This is a genomic window from Rhizobium mesosinicum (genome assembly GCF_019511345.1).
Lineage (GTDB): Bacteria > Pseudomonadota > Alphaproteobacteria > Rhizobiales > Rhizobiaceae > Rhizobium > Rhizobium mesosinicum.
The window spans coordinates 148,719-166,090 of record NZ_JAEUAK010000011.1; the positions used below are offsets into that span (position 1 = coordinate 148,719).

Consider the following 17,372-nt stretch of genomic DNA (forward strand, 5'->3'; position numbering starts at 1 on the left):
AGCTCGAAACAAGAATCCACGGCGTGACGGCAGTGTCAACGCGGAGCGCAGCCCGATCCCTGAAGAGGGGTGCGACCCGGCAGGCTGGGCGTGAGTTGGCCTAGAGAAACTTCAGCATCATGTGAAACAAATCCCAGAGTTGCACGTTTACACGTGCTGCTTTTAGCTCGGCAGCTAACCGGATTGGGGGGCAAAATCCTATTTTGTATGTGAATCTTCAATCGCCCGATTGCGGCGAGACGCCCACGAGCGGAAGGTAACCGATGTCGATTGTTGAGGAATTTCCGCTCCCAGCCCGCAGGTTGAGCGAATATGACGCGCTTGTTGCGGCGGCGCCGAGCGTGCTCGACGCCATCCCCGGCGCCGTCTACCTCTGCGATCACGACGGCTGGCTCGTCCGCTACAATAAGGAAGCCGCGAAACTCTGGGGAAGAACGCCGCCGCTCGAAGAAAAGCGCGAGCGTTTCTGCGGCTCGCATGCACTTTTCCTGCCGGATGGTACGCCGTTGGCACACGAAATCTGCCCGATGGCGATGGCTGTCCTGGAGGGAACGGAGATACGCAATGCGGAGGTCGTCATTGAAAGGCCTGATGGCTCGCGCTCCGTCGCGCTCGTAAATATCCGCCCCCTGAAAGATCAGGAGGGAAGGATCGAAGGGGCGATAAACTGCTTTCAGGACATTTCGGCGCAGAAGGCGATCGAAGAGGAGGTCCGCAGCAAGAACGCCGATCTCGAGGATTTCTTCGAAAATAGCGCGATAGGCCTCCATATCGTCGGTGGCGACGGCATCATCCAGCGCGCCAACAGGGCGGAACTCGCCCTGCTTGGCTATACCGCCGACGAATATGTCGGCCGGCATATCGCGGAATTTCATGCGGATGCGCCTGTCATAGGCGACATTCTGCATAAACTGTCATGCGGCGAGAAGCTCGACCGCTATCCTGCGCGCCTTCGCGCCAGGGACGGCTCGATCAAGCATGTGCTGATCACCTCCAATAGCCGGCTTGAAGACGGAGAGTTCATCAACACGCGCTGCTTCACGACTGACGTGACCGATCTCCACGAAGCCGAGAGCGCACGCCGCGACAGCGAGGACCGGCTGGCGGCGACCTATGAAGCTGCCAATATCGGAATTGCGGAAGCTGACCCGGCAGGGCGCCTGCTCCGGGTGAACGATACTCTTTGCCGCATGCTCGGGCGCAGCCGCGAAGAGTTGCTCGCCATGACCTTCCGCGATTACACCCACGAGGACGACCGAGCGCAGGATGCCGCGCTCTATGCACGTCAGATCGCCGGAGAACTCGACGGCTATGTGCTGCGCAAGCGCGCGACAAAGTCGGACGGCAGCACAGTCTATCTCGATATCCATAGCTCGTCGGTGCGCGATAAGGCCGGCGGCTTCCGTTACGGCGTGCGGGTGATACAGGACGTCACCGCTTCCAAGCAGATGGAGGACCAGATCCGCGCGAGCGAAAAGCACATGCGCGATCTGCTCGAGGCACTGCCGGCCGCCGTCTATACGACCGACTCGACGGGGCGGATTACATTCTACAACAAGGCGGCCGTTGAGATGTCCGGGCGAGCGCCACAACCGGGCGACATGTGGTGCGTGACCTGGCGCCTGTTCAACCCGGACGGCACGCCGCTGCCGCACGACCAATGCCCGATGGCGGTGGCACTGAAGGAAGACCGTGCGGTACGGGGGGCGGAAGCGATCGCCGAACGGCCGGACGGCAGCCGCGTTCCCTTCATCCCCTACCCCACACCGCTTCACGATGCCGATGGGCGTTTGGTCGGGGCCATAAACATGCTGGTCGACATTACCGAACGCAAGCAGGCCGAGAGCAGGCAGAAAGTGCTCATCGACGAGCTCAATCACCGGGTCAAGAATTCGCTTGCGACCGTACAGTCGCTGGCCGGACAGACGGCAAGACATGCCGACGGCCTGGACGACTTCCTGCGCCGCTTCGAAGACCGGCTGCTGGCCCTGTCGCGCGCTCATGATCTCTTGACCAGGCGCCACTGGGAGGACGCTCCCCTGGAATCGCTCGCGCGGGAGGTGCTGATGCCGCTCGCCGGGGATGCCGCCGGGCGGATCAAGATCGACGGACCGCCTGCCGCGCTCAATTCCCGCACGGCGCTCAGCCTGACAATGGCGCTCAATGAGCTCGCCACCAATGCGATCAAGTATGGCGCTTTGTCCTTGGAGGCAGGTTCGCTCTCCCTCGCCTGGCGGCTGCCGGATGAGGCCGGGGCTCAGCCGAGGCTGATCCTCGAGTGGCATGAACATGGCGGACCGCCGGTCACGCCGCCGACCCGACGCGGGTTCGGCACCCGCCTGATGGAACGCTGCATCGAGCGGGACCTCGGGGGCGAATTCGACCTTGCCTTTGAGCCGGCGGGCCTGTCCTGCCGCATCTCGATCCCCGTTGAATTGGTGAATGCATGAGAAACGCACCCGGCCGGAAGGTTCTCGTCGTCGAGGACGAGGGTATGGTGGCCCTCATGATCGAGGACATGCTTCAGGATCTCGGTTTCGAGGTGGTCGCGTCCGTATCGAGGCTTGCCGAGGCACGAACGGTCGCAACCGAAGTGGACGCCGATCTGGGGGTGCTGGATGTCAACCTGGCTGGCGAGCCCAGCTTTTCGATCGCGGAGATCCTGCGCAAACGCCGGATCCCCTTCATTTTCAGCACCGGATACGGACTGAGCGGATTGCCTGATGAATTTGCCGATCAGCCGTTCATCGGCAAGCCTTTCTCCATGAGCGAGCTCAAGCAGACGATCGAGGCGGCCTTGAACCGCTGATGAGCGGTATAGGCAACCTTCAGGGGCTGGAATACGCCGATAGAACCTCCACGCACGAGGCTTGAATGGTCTTTACGCAACCTCTTAAGACAATCCGCGCAGGCGTTTTGGAGATCGCCTATATCGAGACGGGTCCCGCAGATGGCTGGCCGGTCGTGCTTTCGCACGGCTTTCCCTATGACGTGAACGCCTATGCGCAGGTCGCGCCGATCCTGGCGGCACGCGGTGCCAGGGTGATCGTGCCTTACCTGCGCGGATATGGCCCCACGCGCTTTCTATCGGCAAAAACGATGCGCAGCGGTCAGCAGGCGGCGCTGGGGAAAGACCTGATTTCGCTGCTCGACGCATTGGGCCTTGAGCGCGCTATCCTTGCGGGCTTTGACTGGGGCGGCCTGGCATCCTGCGTTGCCGCGGCATTGTGGCCGCAGCGGGTCGAGGGGCTGGTCTCCTATGCCGGCTATGATGTCATCGACCTCCGCAGGCAGCGCCACGCCTTTGCCCCTTCGCTGGAATGCGCGATGTGGTATCAGCACCTCTTCCAGAGCGAACGCGGCCGCGAATGCCTTGAAGACAATCGCCGCGAGCTTTGCCGGATGCTGTGGGAGCAATGGTCGCCGCAATGGAAATTTGACGACATCACCTTCGACCGGTCGGCCGCCTCTTTCGAAAATCCCGATTTCGTCGACGTCGTCCTCCATTCATACCGCTTTGCCTTCGGGACGGAGAGCGGCGATCCCGAGCTTCAGGATCTGGAAAACATCCTGGCAACGAGGCCGCAGATCGCCGTTCCCGCTATCACCCTCGACGGCACGCAGGACCCGCTCAAACCGGGCGGCACGGCCGATCATTCGGTCATGTTCGCCGGGCCTCACCAGCACCGGGCCTTCGCCTGCGGCCACGCTTTTCCCTTCGAGGCTCCCGAGGCTTTCGCCGAGGCGATCCTCGACCTCCATGAGGTCTCCACGAGCGCGTGAACCGCGTCAGATCGAACGGCTATCGTAAGCCCAATGCAGCAGGGCCTGGCGTTGACGCGGCCGGCACCAGCAGTCCCCAGGCTCGCAGGCTCGGCGAAGCTGAGCGACATGGCGGCGAATGGCTTTCCAGCGGGCGATCTGCCGCTCGTCCTCCCCTTGCATGCGGCGACCATGATAGTAGCGGCAGTACCACTGGAACCAGCCGCGAGGATCGTCGGGATGGATCCATCCCTTGGCTCGCCAGACGCTGAGCGGCTGGCTGGCGTCGACACCGAAGCAGTTGATCGACGGATCCTTTCGCAGCGACAGCCGCGCCTGCGCAAACCAGCTGTCGGGGAATTCGTCGCGGCAATCGGTCATGTACTTGCCGCCGAATACGCCGAGCGCAAGCATCTCGGCAGGCGTCAAATCCGGCTGGAAATCGGGATGAAAGTCGCGGCCGAGCGGCGCGACGAGAGCGTAGCGGTAGCCTTGCTGCATCCGGTCGTTGACGACGATCCACCGGGGCTTCATCGGGCACCCTGCCACAGTGTTCTCGAGCGGTTGCGCCGCCAGATGGACAGGTTGAGTGCCGCCGCGAAACTCACCCATGCAAGGTAAGGAACGAGCAGCAGGGCCGCCGCCGCGTTCACGGGGTGAAACACGATAATCGTCGCCAGGATCGCAGCCCAAAGCATCATGATTTCCACCACGGCCAGCCCGGGTCGGTGAAGGCCGAAAAAGATCGGCGACCACGCAGCATTGAGCAGAAGCTGGGCCGCATAGACGCCGAGAGGCAGTGCGGCAATGCCGATCTCCCGCCATACCAGCCAGCCCGACAGCCCGATCGACGCATAGAGAACCGTCCAGACCGGCGCAAACAGCCAATCGGGCGGGCGCCATCTCGGCTTGTTCAGCTCATTGTACCAGTCGCCCGGCCTGAAGATCACGCCGGTAGCCGCCGCAGCAAAGCTTGCGGCTTCGAAGACGGCGAGCACGAGAAGGGAATGGGTGTCCATAGGCGCAAGATGGAGGGAACCGCCGGCGAGGCCAGCGGTCCCTCCAATATCCCCTATCGGTTCGGGCCGGCAGCGAACTCGCCGGAGCCCATTGCGGAAGACAGCGGGATGACCTGCCAGGCCGCCGACAGCCCGACCAGGACGTAAACGATCCGGGCGAGCGCCGAGCCGGGGCCGAAGATGGCGGCCACGAGGTCAAAGCCGAACAGCCCGACCAGCCCCCAGTTCAGCCCGCCGACGATGACGAGAATGAGGGTGAGAATGTTGAGGAATTTCATGGTTGTTCTCCAGGTTGAGGGGTGAGCGTTCAGCCTTTCGGAGGCATGATCACCTTGTCGATGACGTGGATGACCCCGTTTGACGCGGCAATGTCGGCAGAGGTGACGGTGGCGTCGTTGACATTGACGGTGGAGCCCTTGACGTCGATGTCGATCATCTTGCCATTGACCGACTTCGCCTCATCGATACCGGCCACATCCGCAGCCATCACCTTCCCCGCGACCACATGGTAGGTGAGGATCTGGGTGAGCTTCTGCTTGTTCTCCGGCTTCAGCAGGGTTTCGACCGTACCGGCCGGCAACTTGGCGAAGGCCTCGTCGGTCGGAGCAAAGACCGTGAAAGGCCCCTTCCCCTTGAGAGTGTCGACCAGGTCTGCCGCTTTGAGCGCGGCAGCCAATGTCTTGAATTGACCGGCCTCCACTGCGGTGTCCACGATGTCCTTTTCGGCGGCGAATGCGCCGATGCTGCTGCCGAGCGTGATCGCCGCGGCAAACACAAGGCTTTTCACTTTCATGGCTTTTTCTCCTCTCGATCACGGGTGCGAGATGCACGCGTATATTTTCAGTTAGAGAAAATGATTTTTCTTTCCATTCAAATTATCGTGAGAAGAAACAGGATTATCTTGTGGAGATAATTTCCATTATGGTAGTTTCTCGAGATGAAAAGGAGTTTTGAGAAGTGCTATCCGACACGCTGTCCAACGAGCTCCAGCGCTACGCGATCGGCCCGCGTATCAAGGCGCTGCGCCTGAGAAAAAAGCTGGGGCTGGTGCAATTGGCCGGGCATACGGGGCTCTCGCCTGCAATGCTCTCGAAGATCGAGCGCGGGCAGATGTTTCCGACCTTGCCCACGCTGCTTCGCATCGCCATGGTTTTCGGCGTCGGCCTCGATCATTTCTTCAAGGCCGACAAGGAAGAGCCTCTCATCGCGATCGTGCGAAAGCATGAGCGCCTCAAACTTCCGAGCCCCCCGGGCGAGAAGCACCCGGCCTTCTTCTTCGAAAGTCTCGACTATCCCGCTTCCGATCGCCGCATGGAAGCATTCTACGCCGAGTTCCCGACCGATTCCCCGCCCTCGGAGCCGCATCGACACGGCAACGCGGAATTCCTCTACGTGCTGACCGGCCGGCTGATCATCGACGTGGACGGCCGGGAGGCCACGCTGGACGCGGGAGACGCCGTCTATTTCGACTCCAGCGTTCCCCACAGCTACCGCCGTGACGGCGAGGAGATTTCGACCGCGCTTGTTGTGACTTCGTGATGGGAAAGACGGACGTTGCCCTCGGCTGATCATACCGCCGCAGCGCAATCAGCCGAAGGAAGAGCCGCCGCGGCTGTCTCGGACCTGATTTGCGACGACCTCTGGATAAATCAGCAATCGCTTTTTTTCGGCGGGAAAGCCTCTTGACGATTCTTTAGCACTGCCTCAAATGTTCTTCTTATGTTCCACAAGACGTGCGGCCGTCTCCGATTAACGCGAACAGGGCAGAACAGGAATGAGTGAAAGTGCCGCCGCGAGTGCTATCGATATCGGGAATGCAGCAGGCAGGTTACGACAAGATTGTCGTTGATTGCCGGATATGCCCCCGGCATGGCGAATATGTCATTGACCGCCTTCTGGAGCAGTGCAGCCCTGATCTGCTCGTTAGCGTCTTTGTGAACCTCGCTTCTGCCGATTGTCGCTACAAGTGCGAGCAAGGCCATCAAGAAATCTGCGGCGCCTATTGTGGCGATGCGGATGCCCTGCGAACCCAAGCGCCGACCAATCCTTACGCGAAGGTCAAGGGCGGCGAATGAAATTTCAGGACAAGAAGCCGACCTTCGAGGGGCGCGATGGTGTCATTTGCGAAGAGTGCGAGATTCTGAAATTCTTTCAGCCCGGTGAATTGGAAGAGAAGTTTCCGGCTGCAGACGGCATGGATAGCATTCGCGTGATGGCACTGAACTTGTTCGGCTGCGAGCGTGTGAAAAACCAATGGTACGACCGTTGCAAGATGCATTTCTATTTCAGCCCGCAAGAATGGGCGCGCCGTATGGGCTACGTCCATCCCGACGAGTTGAAGGCGGCAGCGGCGGGGCGGACGATCGGCGAGCTTGCTGAATGGGAGCAGATGAAAGCCACCTGCTTGAAATGCAAACATAGCCGCTGGCTCGACCGATGGGCGCTGCAGAAGCGATATGGCAAGGGGCTAACGCTGTCGGAACTCGGCGCGCGCCTGACATGCAGATGCGGCAAGCGGGGTGCCGAAATCGGAATCGGCTATATGTCTCGATAGGACGGAGGAAATGGCATGTGCGGAAGAGTATTCGTCAGGTCCGATCTGGCAACGCTGATGCAGGCTTTTGCCTTTGCCGGCCGCGAAGGCGTGCTCGGCATGGCAAACCAGTTTCCGCGCTATAACGGCGCTCCGAGCCTCGAATATCCCATCATCATCATGCAGGCCGATCGCAGCAACAAGGTCGGCCCTGTTTTCGAAAGCGCTTATTGGGGATTGAAGCCGGCTTGGTGGAAAGCCGGTATGCCGACGCCGGTCAATGCCAGGTGTGAAGAGGTTGGCAGCAAACCGATGTTCCGGTCGGCCTATCAGGCGACCCGTTGCCTCATCCCGATCGACGGATTTTTCGAGTGGCACAAGCTCGATGAAAAGGGAAAGAAGAAGCAGCCCTATGCTATCGCTATGAAGAGCGGACAACCGTTTGCGCTCGCGGGCCTTTGGGAGATATGGCGCGACCGGGAAACCGATTTGCAGGTTCGAACTTTCACCATCGTTACATGCGCGGCAAACGAGATCATGGCGACGATCCATGACCGGATGCCCGTCATCCTGCATGAAAAGGACTATGAGCGTTGGCTATCCGATGTACCGCCGCCGCATGACCTGATGACGCCGTTTCCGAGCGAGCTTATGACCATGTGGCCGATCGGGCCGGGCGTGGGCAATCCGCGGAATGACCGGCCGGATATCATCGAAGAGATCGACCCCGATCCGGAGCCATCTTTCCTCTGATCAGCGGCGGAACGAATCACAGCGTGGACAGTTGAGTCGCAGTTTAATTGCGCGAGGTGCCGAGATGCCCGAGCTATCCCCCGTCCCAATCAAAAAGATATCCGCCCAAATTCACGGCGTCGGCGGCTACAGGACCGTCCACACCGTCGCCGGCCTTGCTGGAATTCTCATGTCGGACAACTGGCCGAAGAAAGCGGGCGATCCGTTTTTCCAACGGGCGATGGCCGCATGTCTGACCGCGCTGGAGGTGCAGGGTCAGGGCGATAAGGCGCGGAAGGCCTTTGTCAACGCCGCCCGCAATGCTGGCATTACCATTCTGCCGGACGACGCAGCCAAGCACTAGCGAATAATTCTCATTTGTTTGCTGCTCGACGGGGCCGGTCGCGCCCTCACGCCTATCCGTAATCTCCTTCTGGCGCTGGCACGAGGAATGTCATAGGAATGAGAGGGCGGGGTAGCGCCTCGGCCTCATCCCGGAACATTTATTCAGCGATCGCATCGATGATCGATCGTATTTCCCGGCTTTTGCTGGAAGTATCATCTGCCAGAAATAACTGAAGACCATTTTGGCAGAATTCGATCACATGACTAAGATCTTTCCTGATACTGAGGTACGTTTCGAGGTCGCCTTCGCGAAGGACGAACATGCCTTCTGCTGCCGAGGCGGCTATATGACCTTCCCAATCTAGGTGTGACTGTTTGAACACGGCAATTTGTTCAGCCGTTCGAAGGGGGACACCAGTGTCGGCGGGATAATGCAAATTCACGATATAATCGAAGTCTGCGATTGCGTAAACGCGAAGGCCAAAGCTTGAAAACAGACTTCTCCACTTCGGCAATTCTTTCTTTCCGCCGACATGCAGAACCGCAATTTCTTGTTCGAGGAGACGGTGCCGTTGCTGGAGCAATGCCCTGAAGAAATAGCGGTCGGTGTCGCCTTCCACTAGGACCACTTTTTTCGAGAAGAAGGCATAGGTGGACCGGGAGTTGTCGAGAATGCGTATGAGACTTTTTTCATCTGCGGAAAGTGTTGGCGAAAAGATTGACGTGTGACCATTCGCGTTAAGCGCAAACCGACGCACAGAACTTATGGTGTTCGAATTGATGAGCGATTCCGAATGGGTAACGAGAATATATTGGCAGTTCTGCGTCCGGTTCAGCTCTCGAAGTACTTGCAGATACTCGTGCTGAAATTGATAATGCAAATGGATTTCAGGTTCATCAATGATGACGACGCCTCCCTTCAGCTCACCCCTCCCGTACGCCTCGAGCACTAGGTGGATAATGGCTTTTTGACCCGCGCTCAGGCTGTTAATGTCGCCGATCGGCTTGTTGCGACGGGTGTCGTAGAATTCAAAGCTGTACTGCCAAAGCCGCTGGTCCAAGAGCTTTATTTGACAGTGGAGATTTACGACGCGCAGTCGCTCATTTACCGACCTCACGAAGGGAAGATCGTTCGCTTCTTGCTCACACTGTGCAACATCTTTTGCTTCTGACATGAGGTTGAAATGGCGCTGAGCGACCTGCAGCCGCACGAGAGCGAACACAGGCGGCTCATTATTATCGATGGCATTGAGGCTACGATTGAAATCTTGATCCCGTATGCTCTGAATTTGCTGAGACGCTGACGCGCCACTGAGCGAAATTGAGGGCTGAAACGCGTGGTAGTTGCGATAGCTCCCGATGAGGGTAAAGCTCTCATAGAGCGGTGGGATCGGCTCACCGCGCGTAACGACATTGCGAATTGAAATGGCTTCTCTGAAAAGGTGATAGTCAGTTAGATATGTGAAGCCAAAGTCGAGTCCCCCACCCTTTAGCTGAACCGAGAAATTATTCGAAGCACGATCTAATATCACCTCAATAACGTAGCTCTCACGCTCTTCGCTGTTGGGGTGAAGGTCGTAACTAGCGTACGAGCCTATCGTTTGGGCAATCTCATCAAAGTAAGCTCTTATGTTAGCGATGTTCTGGCGGTCGATAGCGTCGAGCCGCACGGCTATACGAATGCGCTGCTGTTGATCCTCGCTATCCCAATTTGGGTCCAGCCGAAAACCGTTGATGTTGGTGTGATTGACCGGCTGCAGAACCTGCCGCCTATCCTGTATTGAAAGGGTTGAGCGGCGTCCGAACAGCTCACCATTGAAACTGAACTGACGATATATGACCCTTCGAAAGAGGAAATTCACAACCTCGAGGGCTGTCGATTTTCCCGAGCCATTCTCGCCGATAATAATATTCAGACCATCGTCAAATTCTAGCTTATCGGCTTGGCCCACATCGGCACGATATGGAAAGCTCAGGACGTTTGATATTTGAAGATATTCGATTCGCATGCGTAAATCCTACGCCCTTACTGTAACAGCATAGCGAGGGCCGATCTTTTGCTCAAGCTGCGGTTGAAATGGATCGGATATATATGCCCCTTGCCATCCCGCCTCATGATCCAGGTTCGGCTGTAGAACCTTACCACAGGCGGCTTTCGGTACCGGCGTCACCACCGACGAATGGCAGCTAAGCCGCCGCCGACCATACCCGGATGCGCCCCCGTTTTGGCCGATCATGGATTAGCATAATGTGGCGTTCGAAATCGATCGATGCAAAGGTGGCTTCGGGTTAAACACCCGGCTTGGCCTTAGCGTTTAACTAGGCTTCACTGTCATAGTTGACGATTCGAAGGATCTTCTTGCGCGGATTGACCTACTGTGACCCACGACGCTCTTAACAACCATCTCGCCGCGCGTCCTCCGTACATTGGGATCAATGGCAAAAGGGAGCCGAGGCTATTCCACTACACAACCTACCCGGGTTTTGTAGGAATTTTCACCACAAAACAGCTATGGGCAACCAATATTCATTACCTCAACGACGTTGAGGAATTCAAACATGGCCTCCAGATCGTAGCGTACCAGGCAACGAAACTCGCGAAATCCGCGTCCCGCGAGCAAGCTATCCTCCTGAGGAGCATAGCTGAGAATGTCGAGCGGTTTCAGCGGATCAATATATTCGTGTCGTCGTTCTCCGAAAAGACCGATATTTTGAGCCAATGGCGCGGATACTCAGCGGGCGGTGGGATCGCGTTAAACTTTGATTACGAGCACCTTCGGAGGGTTTCCGACCGCAGTTCACTGCTTCTCGTGAAATGCATCTACGATAGCGAATCAAAAGCACAACTCGTCGACGAGATGCTAGCTGATGTCCTCGCGGCATTCGTTAATTCGAAATACCAACCCGAAGTGCCGGTGGACAACTATGTCACCGTTTTCTTGTATAATTTTCTACCCATCGCGGCCTGCTTCAAGCATTCAGCATTCTCTGAGGAAGCAGAGTGGAGAATCGTGTCCAGGCCTATCGACATGCGAGACCAACGAGTCGACTTTCGGCCCACCCTGAAGATGATCACTCCCTACTTCAAGATTGATCTCGAAGATGGGCTTAACGATCTGCTTAAGAAACCAGAGATTGGCGTTCAAGAGGTGATGATTGGTCCAACCGCAGAGAAAGACCTCCTGATGGAGGCGGTATCAGGTGTGATCCAGAACCGAAACATTAGTGTTAAATCGATCTCGCACTCTGCTGCGCCCTATCGGGAAATGTGATGTTAACTGAAGCGGGGGCTCAATGTCGAACGTGGAAATCTCCGCCGCTGTGTAATAACTCCCAAGCCACTGACTTAGCTAAAAGACTCGGTGATATGATTTCCGCGAGAGCGTGGAATTCTTCTTTAGTTTTGATGCGCGAACTAGCGGTCCTGCACCGGCAACCTCATTAATCTCCACAGGTGGCCTTCGCGGACTGCGGCGTTTCAAGCTGTCAGAGATGACGCCCACCATTCTACGTCCACCCGACCAAAGCCTTATTTTTTATGAACTCTCGCCTGTTCCCGTTTAATCCCGGATAGGCAACGCCCCCGTCCTTCCTGCAACGTTGGAGAGCCGGAAGGTAGTGCGACGGATTTTGCCTCTCCCGCGGTACCGAAGGACAGTCGTCCCCCACAGGTCTGGGGGCAGCACCGTCAGCGACAGCACCACCCCCATCCCTTGGCGCGTGCAGGTGGCCCCTCGCCTACACCTCGCCGGCGGACCCCTCAGTTTGGCTCGCGGATCGCGTCGTCCAGTCCGCGCAGGAGCGGATAGAGGAAATACGAGATCACCGTGCGTTGGCCGACCTTGATTTCGGTCGAGACGGTCATGCCCGGAAGCAGCCGGACCGGCACGTCCGAGGCGTTCAGCCTTGTATCCGCCAGCAGGATGCGGGCCTTGAAGAAGGGTGCGGAGGGCTGGCTGGGTGTCGCGGTCTGTTCGGGCTGGCCGGTCAGGAACGTGTCCTGGCTGATGGTGCGCACTTCGCCCGAGGCCGTGCCGTATTTCTGGAAGGGATAGGCGTCGAGCTTGATGCGGGCTTGCCTGCCGACGGCGATGCGGCCGATGTCGCGGGTGTTGATCGACACCTCCGCTTCGAGCGGGACGTTGATCGGCACCAGTGTGACGATCGGTTCGGCCTCGCGCACGACGGAGCCGACCGAGCGCTGGGCGAGATCGAGCACGACGGCGTCGGCGGGTGCGGTCAGCGCCACCATGTTGCGGCGCAGCTCCATCTTCTTCAGTTCTTCGCCGGCCATGTCGCGCTGGCCGCGCAGGTCGACAAGCTGCTCCATCGCGGCGCGGCGGAAATCCTCGATGAAGGCCTGGCGGTCGGCGCGCAGTTTCGCATAGGCGTGGGCCGCTTCGTCCGCCTTGCCGCGCACGGCGGTGATATCGGCCTCGACATCGAGGCGGGCGTCGCGCGAGCCGAGCATGGTGAGCAGCGAGCCGCTTTCCTTGTCGTAGAGCTTCTTTCGCGTCGCCTCGATCTGCGAGAGGTTGTCGCGCCGGTCGTTCAGCACGGCCTCCTGATTGCGGTTTGCCGCAAGCACGGAGGATTGTCCGGCGATCTGCTGTTCGAAATTCTGCATCTGCGCCATGTAGAAGGCGCGCCGCTGGCCGAAGAGCTGCAGCTGCAGCTGCTCGTCCTGCGTGTTGCCGGCCGTTTTCGAATAGTCCTCGCCGGTCAGCTCAGCCTCCAGCCGCTTCACCTGCGCGTCGAGGGCGGAGAATTTCGCCTTGAGCTGGCCGACATCGGCCTGGCTGAAGGTGGCGTCGAGCGTCGCCAGCGTCTGGCCGGCACGCACCAGCTCGCCGGCCTTCACGTCGATCGTGCGGATGATCGAGGTTTCGAGCGGCTGGACGACGATGGTTGGCTGGGTGGTGACGAGCTTGCCGGGCGCAATCACCACCTCGTCGATGGAAGAGACGGAGGCCCAGGTGATCGCCGCACCAAGCAGCGCCGTGACGCAATAGAGCGTCATGCGCGCGACACGCGGCGGCGCGCGTTCTTCGAGCTCGACCGCGTCGGACTGGAACTCGGCGATAACAGGCGGCAGCGGCGGGCGGGCGACGAGCGTATTGCCCCTTTCCTGGCCTCTACCCTGACCCTTGTCCTGGTCCTTGTCCGAGGGGACCGGCAGATTGTCGTCTGATTTTCTGACATGCGCGTTCATGCGACCTGCCTCATCTGCTGTGCCCAGAGATGGCGGTAGGTCATGCAGCGCGACACGAGCTGGTCGTGCCGGCCGATATCGGCGACCTTGCCGCGATCGATGACGAGAATGGCGTCGGCATCGACGAGCGTCGAAAGCCGGTGCGAGACGATGATGACGGTGCGCCCGGCCGCGATGCGGCTCAGATTGTCGCGGATGATCGCCTCGCTGTCAGGGTCGAGCGCGCTTGTGGCCTCGTCGAAGATCAGCAGTTTCGGATCGGTGATCAGCGCTCGCGCAATCGCCAGCCTCTGCTTCTGGCCGCCGGAAAGGTTGGCGGCATTTTCCTCCAGCATCGTGTCGAAGCCGCGCGGCAGGCGCTCGATGAACTCTTCGGCCCCGGCGATGCGGGCGACCTGCATGATCTCCTCGATACTGGCGTCGGGCTTTGCGGCGGCGATATTGTCGCGCACCGAGCCGCGGAACAGGAAATTGTCCTGCAGCACGACGCCGATGCTGGTTCTCAAATGCACGAGGTCGATCTCGCGGCTGTCATAGCCGTCCATGCGCACCAGCCCTTCCTGGCTCTGGTAGAGCCCCTGGATGAGCCTGGTGATCGTCGTCTTTCCCGAGCCGCTCTTGCCGACCACGCCGAAGACCGAGCCCGCCGGAATGGCGAAGGAGACGTTGTCGAGCGCGGGTGCCGCATCCGGCGCATAGCGGAACGAAACCCTGTCGAATTCGATACGGCCATGCAGATGCGGGCGCACCCCTCGCCCGCGGCCCGCCTGTTCCGGCCGCTGGTTCATGATCTCGCCGAGCATGCGTACGGACAGAGCCACTTCCTGATATTCGTGGACCATGGTGACGATCTGCACGAGCGGCCCGGAGACGCGGCCGGCGAGCATGTTGAAGGCGACCAGCGCGCCGATCGTCATCGCGCCCGAGAATACGTCCAGCGCGCCGAGGCCGATGATCGCGACACTCATCAGCTTTTCCAGCAATCCCGTCATCGACTGTGCGAAGGTCGAGATCTTCTCGACGCGGAAGCGCACGGAGATCGACTGCGCCGAATAATCGTCCCACACCTTGCGCTGGCGCGGCTCCAGCGCCAGCGACTTGACGGTGCGCATGCCGTGCACGGTTTCCACAAGCAGCGCCTGCCGGTCGCCTTCGGCCTGATAGAGCGCCTTGAGCCGCCGCTGGAACGGGCCGACGAGCAGCATCACCACGAGGCCGACGAGGGCCGCGAAACCGAGCACGACGAGCGTCAGCTTGACGCTGTAGAGAAGCAGGATCGGCACGAAGACGAAGAGCGACACGCCGTCGAGAAGCGTGAGGAACAGCCGCCCGGTCAGGAATTCGCGGATTCGCCCCGTCTGCTGCATATGCTTGACGAGCACGCCCGCCGAAGCCTGCTCGAAGAGCGCGATCGGCAGGTTGAGCAGATGGCCGAAGGTGCGGGTCGCAATCCGGATATCGATCCGGTTGGTGGCGTAGAGCAGGAGATAGCGGCGCAGGAAGCTGAAGGTCGCGTCGAAGATCAGCGCGATCGCAATGCCGACCGTCAGAACCGTCAGCGTCGCGTAGCTCTGGTGCACCAGCACCTTGTCGATGACCAGCTGGAAGAAGATCGGCGTCATCAGCCCGAGGCCGTAAAGCACGAAGGCGGCAAGCGCCACGTCGCGGAAAAAGCTTTTCTGCCGGAGGATCTCGGGGACGAACCAGCGGAAGCCGAAGGGCCGGTCCTCGTCCGACATGCGGTAGTTGCGCTTGAGCAGGATCACCGATCCGAGCCAGGCCTTGGCGAACTGCTCTTCGCTGAGCATCATCACTTCGGCGCGCGAGGCGAGCGGATCGAGAACGCGGATTCTCTCATCCTCGCCCTCCCCGACGGCGCCTGCGATCACCACCCAGTTGCCGTTGGTCAGCTCCGCCAGCACCGGGAAGGCCTCGCCGAGCTGGAACAGGCTTCGCCAGGTGAGATCGGCATGCCTGGCCCTCAGGCCCGCATCCTTGGCCATGCGCAGCAGCTGGCGCACGGCGACCGGATCGTTACCGACGGCATAATCGTGCTGCAGCCGCTCAGGCGAAAGATCGACGCCGTGATGGCGCGCGACGAGCGCAAGACAGTGCAGGTTCGTATGCAGAAATGAACTCATGGCCCACCCGAAACAAAAGAGACCGAGGATCGACGATGATCAGTTGAAGTTCGGCGAAGCGTTCGAAGCGCCGGCCTGCGCCGCCTGGATATCGGCAGCTGCGGCAGCCGACATGTCGCCGATGCGGCGAACCGCGCCTGCCTCGACGAGCCCGCCCAGCGCCTTCTGCATGAGATCGACCGCATTGGCGAAGGCATCGACCGGCATGATGATGCGCTGGCGGAAGACCGGCTTCGGGTTGTTGTTGGCATCGCGGTCGGTGGCCGAGAGCGACATCAGGTCGATGCGCACGATCGTGCCGGTGATGGTGATTTCGCCGATGCCGTCTGCATAAAGTTCGCTGCTCATTGTTCTCTCTCCCTCTGGATTGACGTCAAACTTTTCGGTGCGATGCGTGCGTATCGTGCCGCCATGCCGGAAACGGATCGCGCAGGCCGATGGCGCTCTCCGGGTCGAAACCCGTCTCCTCCCCGGTCAGGCAATCGTCGAGTGCGGCGCGGATCGCCGCCTCGTCGAAGCCGGAGCCGATGAAGACCAGCTCCTGGCGGCGGTCGCCCCAGACCTCGTCCCAATGCCTCTCGATCAGCTGGCGGAATTGCGGATGGCGCGGCCATTGCGCCTGCGGCACCGATGCCCACCAGAAGCCTCTGGTGCCGATGCGGCATTGCGTGCCGGCAATCGAAAGCAGGCCGATCTCGTCCGGCCGCGTCGCCAGCCAGAAATGGCCTTTCGCCCTGATGATGCCGGCAAGCGGCTCATCGAGCACGCGGGCGAGCCGTGCGGGATCGAAGGGCCGCCGGCTGCGATAGACGAAGCTTGCAATGCCGTATTCCTCGGTCTCCGGCACATGGTCGCCCCAGCCGAAAAGCTCCTTGTGCCAGAGCGGATGGCGGGCGGCCTTGGCCTCGCTGAAAAGGCCGGTATCCATGATCGCGGCAAGCGGCACCTGCCCGAAGACCGCCTCGATGACGCGGGCATCCGGATTGAGCGCCGCGATCACCTTGCGAACCTCTGACAGCACGGCGCAGGACACATCGCCTGCCTTGTTGATGATGACGACATCGGCGAATTCGATCTGCTCGACGAGCAGTTCCACGAGCTTGCGCTCGTCCTCCCCGTCTCGCCTTTCACCACGGTCGGCAAGGAACTCGGCGCTCCGGTAATCGGCGAGAAGATTGACCGCGTCGACGACGCAAACCATCGTGTCGAGCCTCGCCACGTCGCAAAGGGCCGCCCCGCTCTCGTCGCGGAAGGAGAAGGTGGCGGCGATCGGCAGCGGTTCGGCAATGCCGGTGCCCTCGATCAGCAGGTAGTCGAAACGGCCGGCGGCCGAAAGCCGCCGCACCTCGCTCAGGAGATCGTCGCGCAGCGTGCAACAGATGCATCCGTTGGTGAGCTCCACAAGCGTCTCGTCGGTGCGCGAGAGGTCTGCACCCCCCTCGCGCACGAGATCCGCATCGATGTTGACCTCGCTCATATCGTTGACGATGACAGCAACGCGACGGCCCTCACGGTTACTCAATACATGATTGAGGACAGTCGTCTTGCCGGCGCCGAGGAACCCGGCGAGGATGGTAACCGGCAATCTGTTGTCTGTACGCATCATCGATATTACTCGTTACACACGC

The 17,372-nt window shown here is 59.9% G+C and carries 18 protein-coding genes; 9 read left to right on the forward strand and 9 right to left on the reverse strand.

Going from position 1 to position 17,372, the window contains the following annotated elements; all coding sequences use genetic code 11:
- Positions 1–263 precede the first annotated feature (263 nt).
- The 3 genes from JNB85_RS24790 to JNB85_RS24800 all read left to right on the forward strand — a co-directional run bounded on the left by JNB85_RS24790 (position 264) and on the right by JNB85_RS24800 (position 3,783).
- The gene (locus JNB85_RS24790; protein ID WP_220336936.1) at positions 264–2,450 is read left to right on the forward strand and encodes a PAS domain-containing sensor histidine kinase; all 2,187 of its coding nucleotides are present in this window, start codon (positions 264–266) and stop codon (positions 2,448–2,450) included.
- On the forward strand, positions 2,447–2,809 hold the full coding sequence (locus JNB85_RS24795; protein ID WP_220336937.1) for a response regulator: 363 nt from the start codon (positions 2,447–2,449) through the stop codon (positions 2,807–2,809). Before JNB85_RS24790 ends, JNB85_RS24795 begins: the two co-directional genes overlap by 4 nt.
- 65 nt (positions 2,810–2,874) lie before the next feature.
- Entirely contained in the window at positions 2,875–3,783 is a 909-nt protein-coding gene (locus JNB85_RS24800; protein ID WP_220336938.1) for an alpha/beta fold hydrolase, read from the forward strand.
- 6 nt (positions 3,784–3,789) lie between these two features.
- Here JNB85_RS24800 and JNB85_RS24805 read toward each other — a convergent pair whose 3' ends face one another.
- The 4 genes from JNB85_RS24805 to JNB85_RS24820 are packed head-to-tail and all read right to left on the reverse strand — an operon-like array spanning position 3,790 to position 5,574.
- Positions 3,790–4,296, reverse strand: a complete 507-nt coding sequence (locus JNB85_RS24805; protein WP_220336939.1) for a hypothetical protein — start codon at positions 4,294–4,296, stop codon at positions 3,790–3,792.
- Positions 4,293–4,781: a TspO/MBR family protein gene (locus tag JNB85_RS24810; protein ID WP_220336940.1), complete on the reverse strand. Its 489-nt coding sequence runs from the start codon at positions 4,779–4,781 to the stop codon at positions 4,293–4,295. The genes JNB85_RS24805 and JNB85_RS24810 overlap by 4 nt, the downstream gene beginning before the upstream one ends.
- 53 nt (positions 4,782–4,834) lie before the next feature.
- Entirely contained in the window at positions 4,835–5,059 is a 225-nt protein-coding gene (locus JNB85_RS24815; RefSeq protein ID WP_220336941.1) for a DUF378 domain-containing protein, read from the reverse strand.
- A gap of 29 nt (positions 5,060–5,088) precedes the next feature.
- On the reverse strand, positions 5,089–5,574 hold the full coding sequence (locus JNB85_RS24820) for a fasciclin domain-containing protein (protein ID WP_220336942.1): 486 nt from the start codon (positions 5,572–5,574) through the stop codon (positions 5,089–5,091).
- Between the two features lie 164 nt (positions 5,575–5,738).
- On the opposite strand from JNB85_RS24820, the gene JNB85_RS24825 reads away from it, so the two are divergent.
- The 5 genes from JNB85_RS24825 to JNB85_RS24845 all read left to right on the forward strand — a co-directional run bounded on the left by JNB85_RS24825 (position 5,739) and on the right by JNB85_RS24845 (position 8,410).
- Positions 5,739–6,320 carry a helix-turn-helix domain-containing protein gene (locus JNB85_RS24825; RefSeq protein ID WP_220336943.1) on the forward strand — a complete coding sequence of 194 codons (582 nt, stop codon included), beginning with the start codon at positions 5,739–5,741 and terminating at the stop codon, positions 6,318–6,320.
- A gap of 275 nt (positions 6,321–6,595) precedes the next feature.
- The gene (locus JNB85_RS24830) at positions 6,596–6,856 is read left to right on the forward strand and encodes a hypothetical protein (protein ID WP_220336944.1); all 261 of its coding nucleotides are present in this window, start codon (positions 6,596–6,598) and stop codon (positions 6,854–6,856) included.
- Complete coding sequence (locus JNB85_RS24835; protein WP_220336945.1) at positions 6,853–7,335, forward strand: hypothetical protein; 483 nt, start codon at positions 6,853–6,855, stop codon at positions 7,333–7,335. The genes JNB85_RS24830 and JNB85_RS24835 overlap by 4 nt, the downstream gene beginning before the upstream one ends.
- A 15-nt stretch (positions 7,336–7,350) precedes the next feature.
- Positions 7,351–8,067, forward strand: coding sequence for an SOS response-associated peptidase (locus tag JNB85_RS24840; protein WP_220336946.1), 717 nt, complete (start codon positions 7,351–7,353; stop codon positions 8,065–8,067).
- A 64-nt stretch (positions 8,068–8,131) separates the two neighbouring features.
- On the forward strand, positions 8,132–8,410 hold the full coding sequence (locus JNB85_RS24845; RefSeq protein WP_220336947.1) for a DUF982 domain-containing protein: 279 nt from the start codon (positions 8,132–8,134) through the stop codon (positions 8,408–8,410).
- 139 nt (positions 8,411–8,549) lie between these two features.
- On the opposite strand, the gene JNB85_RS24850 is transcribed toward JNB85_RS24845, so the two are convergent.
- Positions 8,550–10,400 (reverse strand): AAA family ATPase, encoded by a 1,851-nt coding sequence (locus JNB85_RS24850; protein WP_220336950.1) that lies wholly within the window; start codon positions 10,398–10,400, stop codon positions 8,550–8,552.
- Between the two features lie 369 nt (positions 10,401–10,769).
- On the opposite strand from JNB85_RS24850, the gene JNB85_RS31145 reads away from it, so the two are divergent.
- Positions 10,770–11,663, forward strand: a complete 894-nt coding sequence (locus tag JNB85_RS31145) for a DUF2971 domain-containing protein (protein ID WP_220336952.1) — start codon at positions 10,770–10,772, stop codon at positions 11,661–11,663.
- A 488-nt stretch (positions 11,664–12,151) separates the two neighbouring features.
- Here JNB85_RS31145 and JNB85_RS24860 read toward each other — a convergent pair whose 3' ends face one another.
- Genes JNB85_RS24860 through JNB85_RS24875 form a run of 4 tightly spaced genes read right to left on the reverse strand, consistent with a single transcriptional unit; the run spans position 12,152 to position 17,350 of the window.
- Complete coding sequence (locus JNB85_RS24860; protein ID WP_220336954.1) at positions 12,152–13,603, reverse strand: HlyD family type I secretion periplasmic adaptor subunit; 1,452 nt, start codon at positions 13,601–13,603, stop codon at positions 12,152–12,154.
- Positions 13,600–15,744 (reverse strand): peptidase domain-containing ABC transporter, encoded by a 2,145-nt coding sequence (locus JNB85_RS24865; RefSeq protein WP_220336955.1) that lies wholly within the window; start codon positions 15,742–15,744, stop codon positions 13,600–13,602. Before JNB85_RS24865 ends, JNB85_RS24860 begins: the two co-directional genes overlap by 4 nt.
- A gap of 39 nt (positions 15,745–15,783) precedes the next feature.
- The gene (locus JNB85_RS24870) at positions 15,784–16,092 is read right to left on the reverse strand and encodes a hypothetical protein (RefSeq protein WP_220336956.1); all 309 of its coding nucleotides are present in this window, start codon (positions 16,090–16,092) and stop codon (positions 15,784–15,786) included.
- Between the two features lie 25 nt (positions 16,093–16,117).
- Complete coding sequence (locus tag JNB85_RS24875; protein ID WP_220336958.1) at positions 16,118–17,350, reverse strand: GTP-binding protein; 1,233 nt, start codon at positions 17,348–17,350, stop codon at positions 16,118–16,120.
- Positions 17,351–17,372 lie beyond the last annotated feature (22 nt).

What these genes read in the sequence shown, in the direction of transcription:
- JNB85_RS24875 (WP_220336958.1), bottom strand. Translation starts at nt 17,350, where the DNA reads ATGATGCGTACAGACAACAGATTGCCGGTTACCATCCTCGCCGGGTTC.
- JNB85_RS24810 (WP_220336940.1), bottom strand. Translation starts at nt 4,781, where the DNA reads ATGGACACCCATTCCCTTCTCGTGCTCGCCGTCTTCGAAGCCGCAAGC.
- JNB85_RS24850 (WP_220336950.1), bottom strand. Translation starts at nt 10,400, where the DNA reads ATGCGAATCGAATATCTTCAAATATCAAACGTCCTGAGCTTTCCATAT.
- JNB85_RS24835 (WP_220336945.1), top strand. Translation starts at nt 6,853, where the DNA reads ATGAAATTTCAGGACAAGAAGCCGACCTTCGAGGGGCGCGATGGTGTC.
- JNB85_RS24845 (WP_220336947.1), top strand. Translation starts at nt 8,132, where the DNA reads ATGCCCGAGCTATCCCCCGTCCCAATCAAAAAGATATCCGCCCAAATT.
- JNB85_RS24870 (WP_220336956.1), bottom strand. Translation starts at nt 16,092, where the DNA reads ATGAGCAGCGAACTTTATGCAGACGGCATCGGCGAAATCACCATCACC.
- JNB85_RS24860 (WP_220336954.1), bottom strand. Translation starts at nt 13,603, where the DNA reads ATGAACGCGCATGTCAGAAAATCAGACGACAATCTGCCGGTCCCCTCG.
- JNB85_RS24815 (WP_220336941.1), bottom strand. Translation starts at nt 5,059, where the DNA reads ATGAAATTCCTCAACATTCTCACCCTCATTCTCGTCATCGTCGGCGGG.
- JNB85_RS24865 (WP_220336955.1), bottom strand. Translation starts at nt 15,744, where the DNA reads ATGAGTTCATTTCTGCATACGAACCTGCACTGTCTTGCGCTCGTCGCG.
- JNB85_RS24830 (WP_220336944.1), top strand. Translation starts at nt 6,596, where the DNA reads ATGCAGCAGGCAGGTTACGACAAGATTGTCGTTGATTGCCGGATATGC.
- JNB85_RS24805 (WP_220336939.1), bottom strand. Translation starts at nt 4,296, where the DNA reads ATGAAGCCCCGGTGGATCGTCGTCAACGACCGGATGCAGCAAGGCTAC.
- JNB85_RS24790 (WP_220336936.1), top strand. Translation starts at nt 264, where the DNA reads ATGTCGATTGTTGAGGAATTTCCGCTCCCAGCCCGCAGGTTGAGCGAA.
- JNB85_RS24840 (WP_220336946.1), top strand. Translation starts at nt 7,351, where the DNA reads ATGTGCGGAAGAGTATTCGTCAGGTCCGATCTGGCAACGCTGATGCAG.
- JNB85_RS24820 (WP_220336942.1), bottom strand. Translation starts at nt 5,574, where the DNA reads ATGAAAGTGAAAAGCCTTGTGTTTGCCGCGGCGATCACGCTCGGCAGC.
- JNB85_RS24795 (WP_220336937.1), top strand. Translation starts at nt 2,447, where the DNA reads ATGAGAAACGCACCCGGCCGGAAGGTTCTCGTCGTCGAGGACGAGGGT.
- JNB85_RS24800 (WP_220336938.1), top strand. Translation starts at nt 2,875, where the DNA reads ATGGTCTTTACGCAACCTCTTAAGACAATCCGCGCAGGCGTTTTGGAG.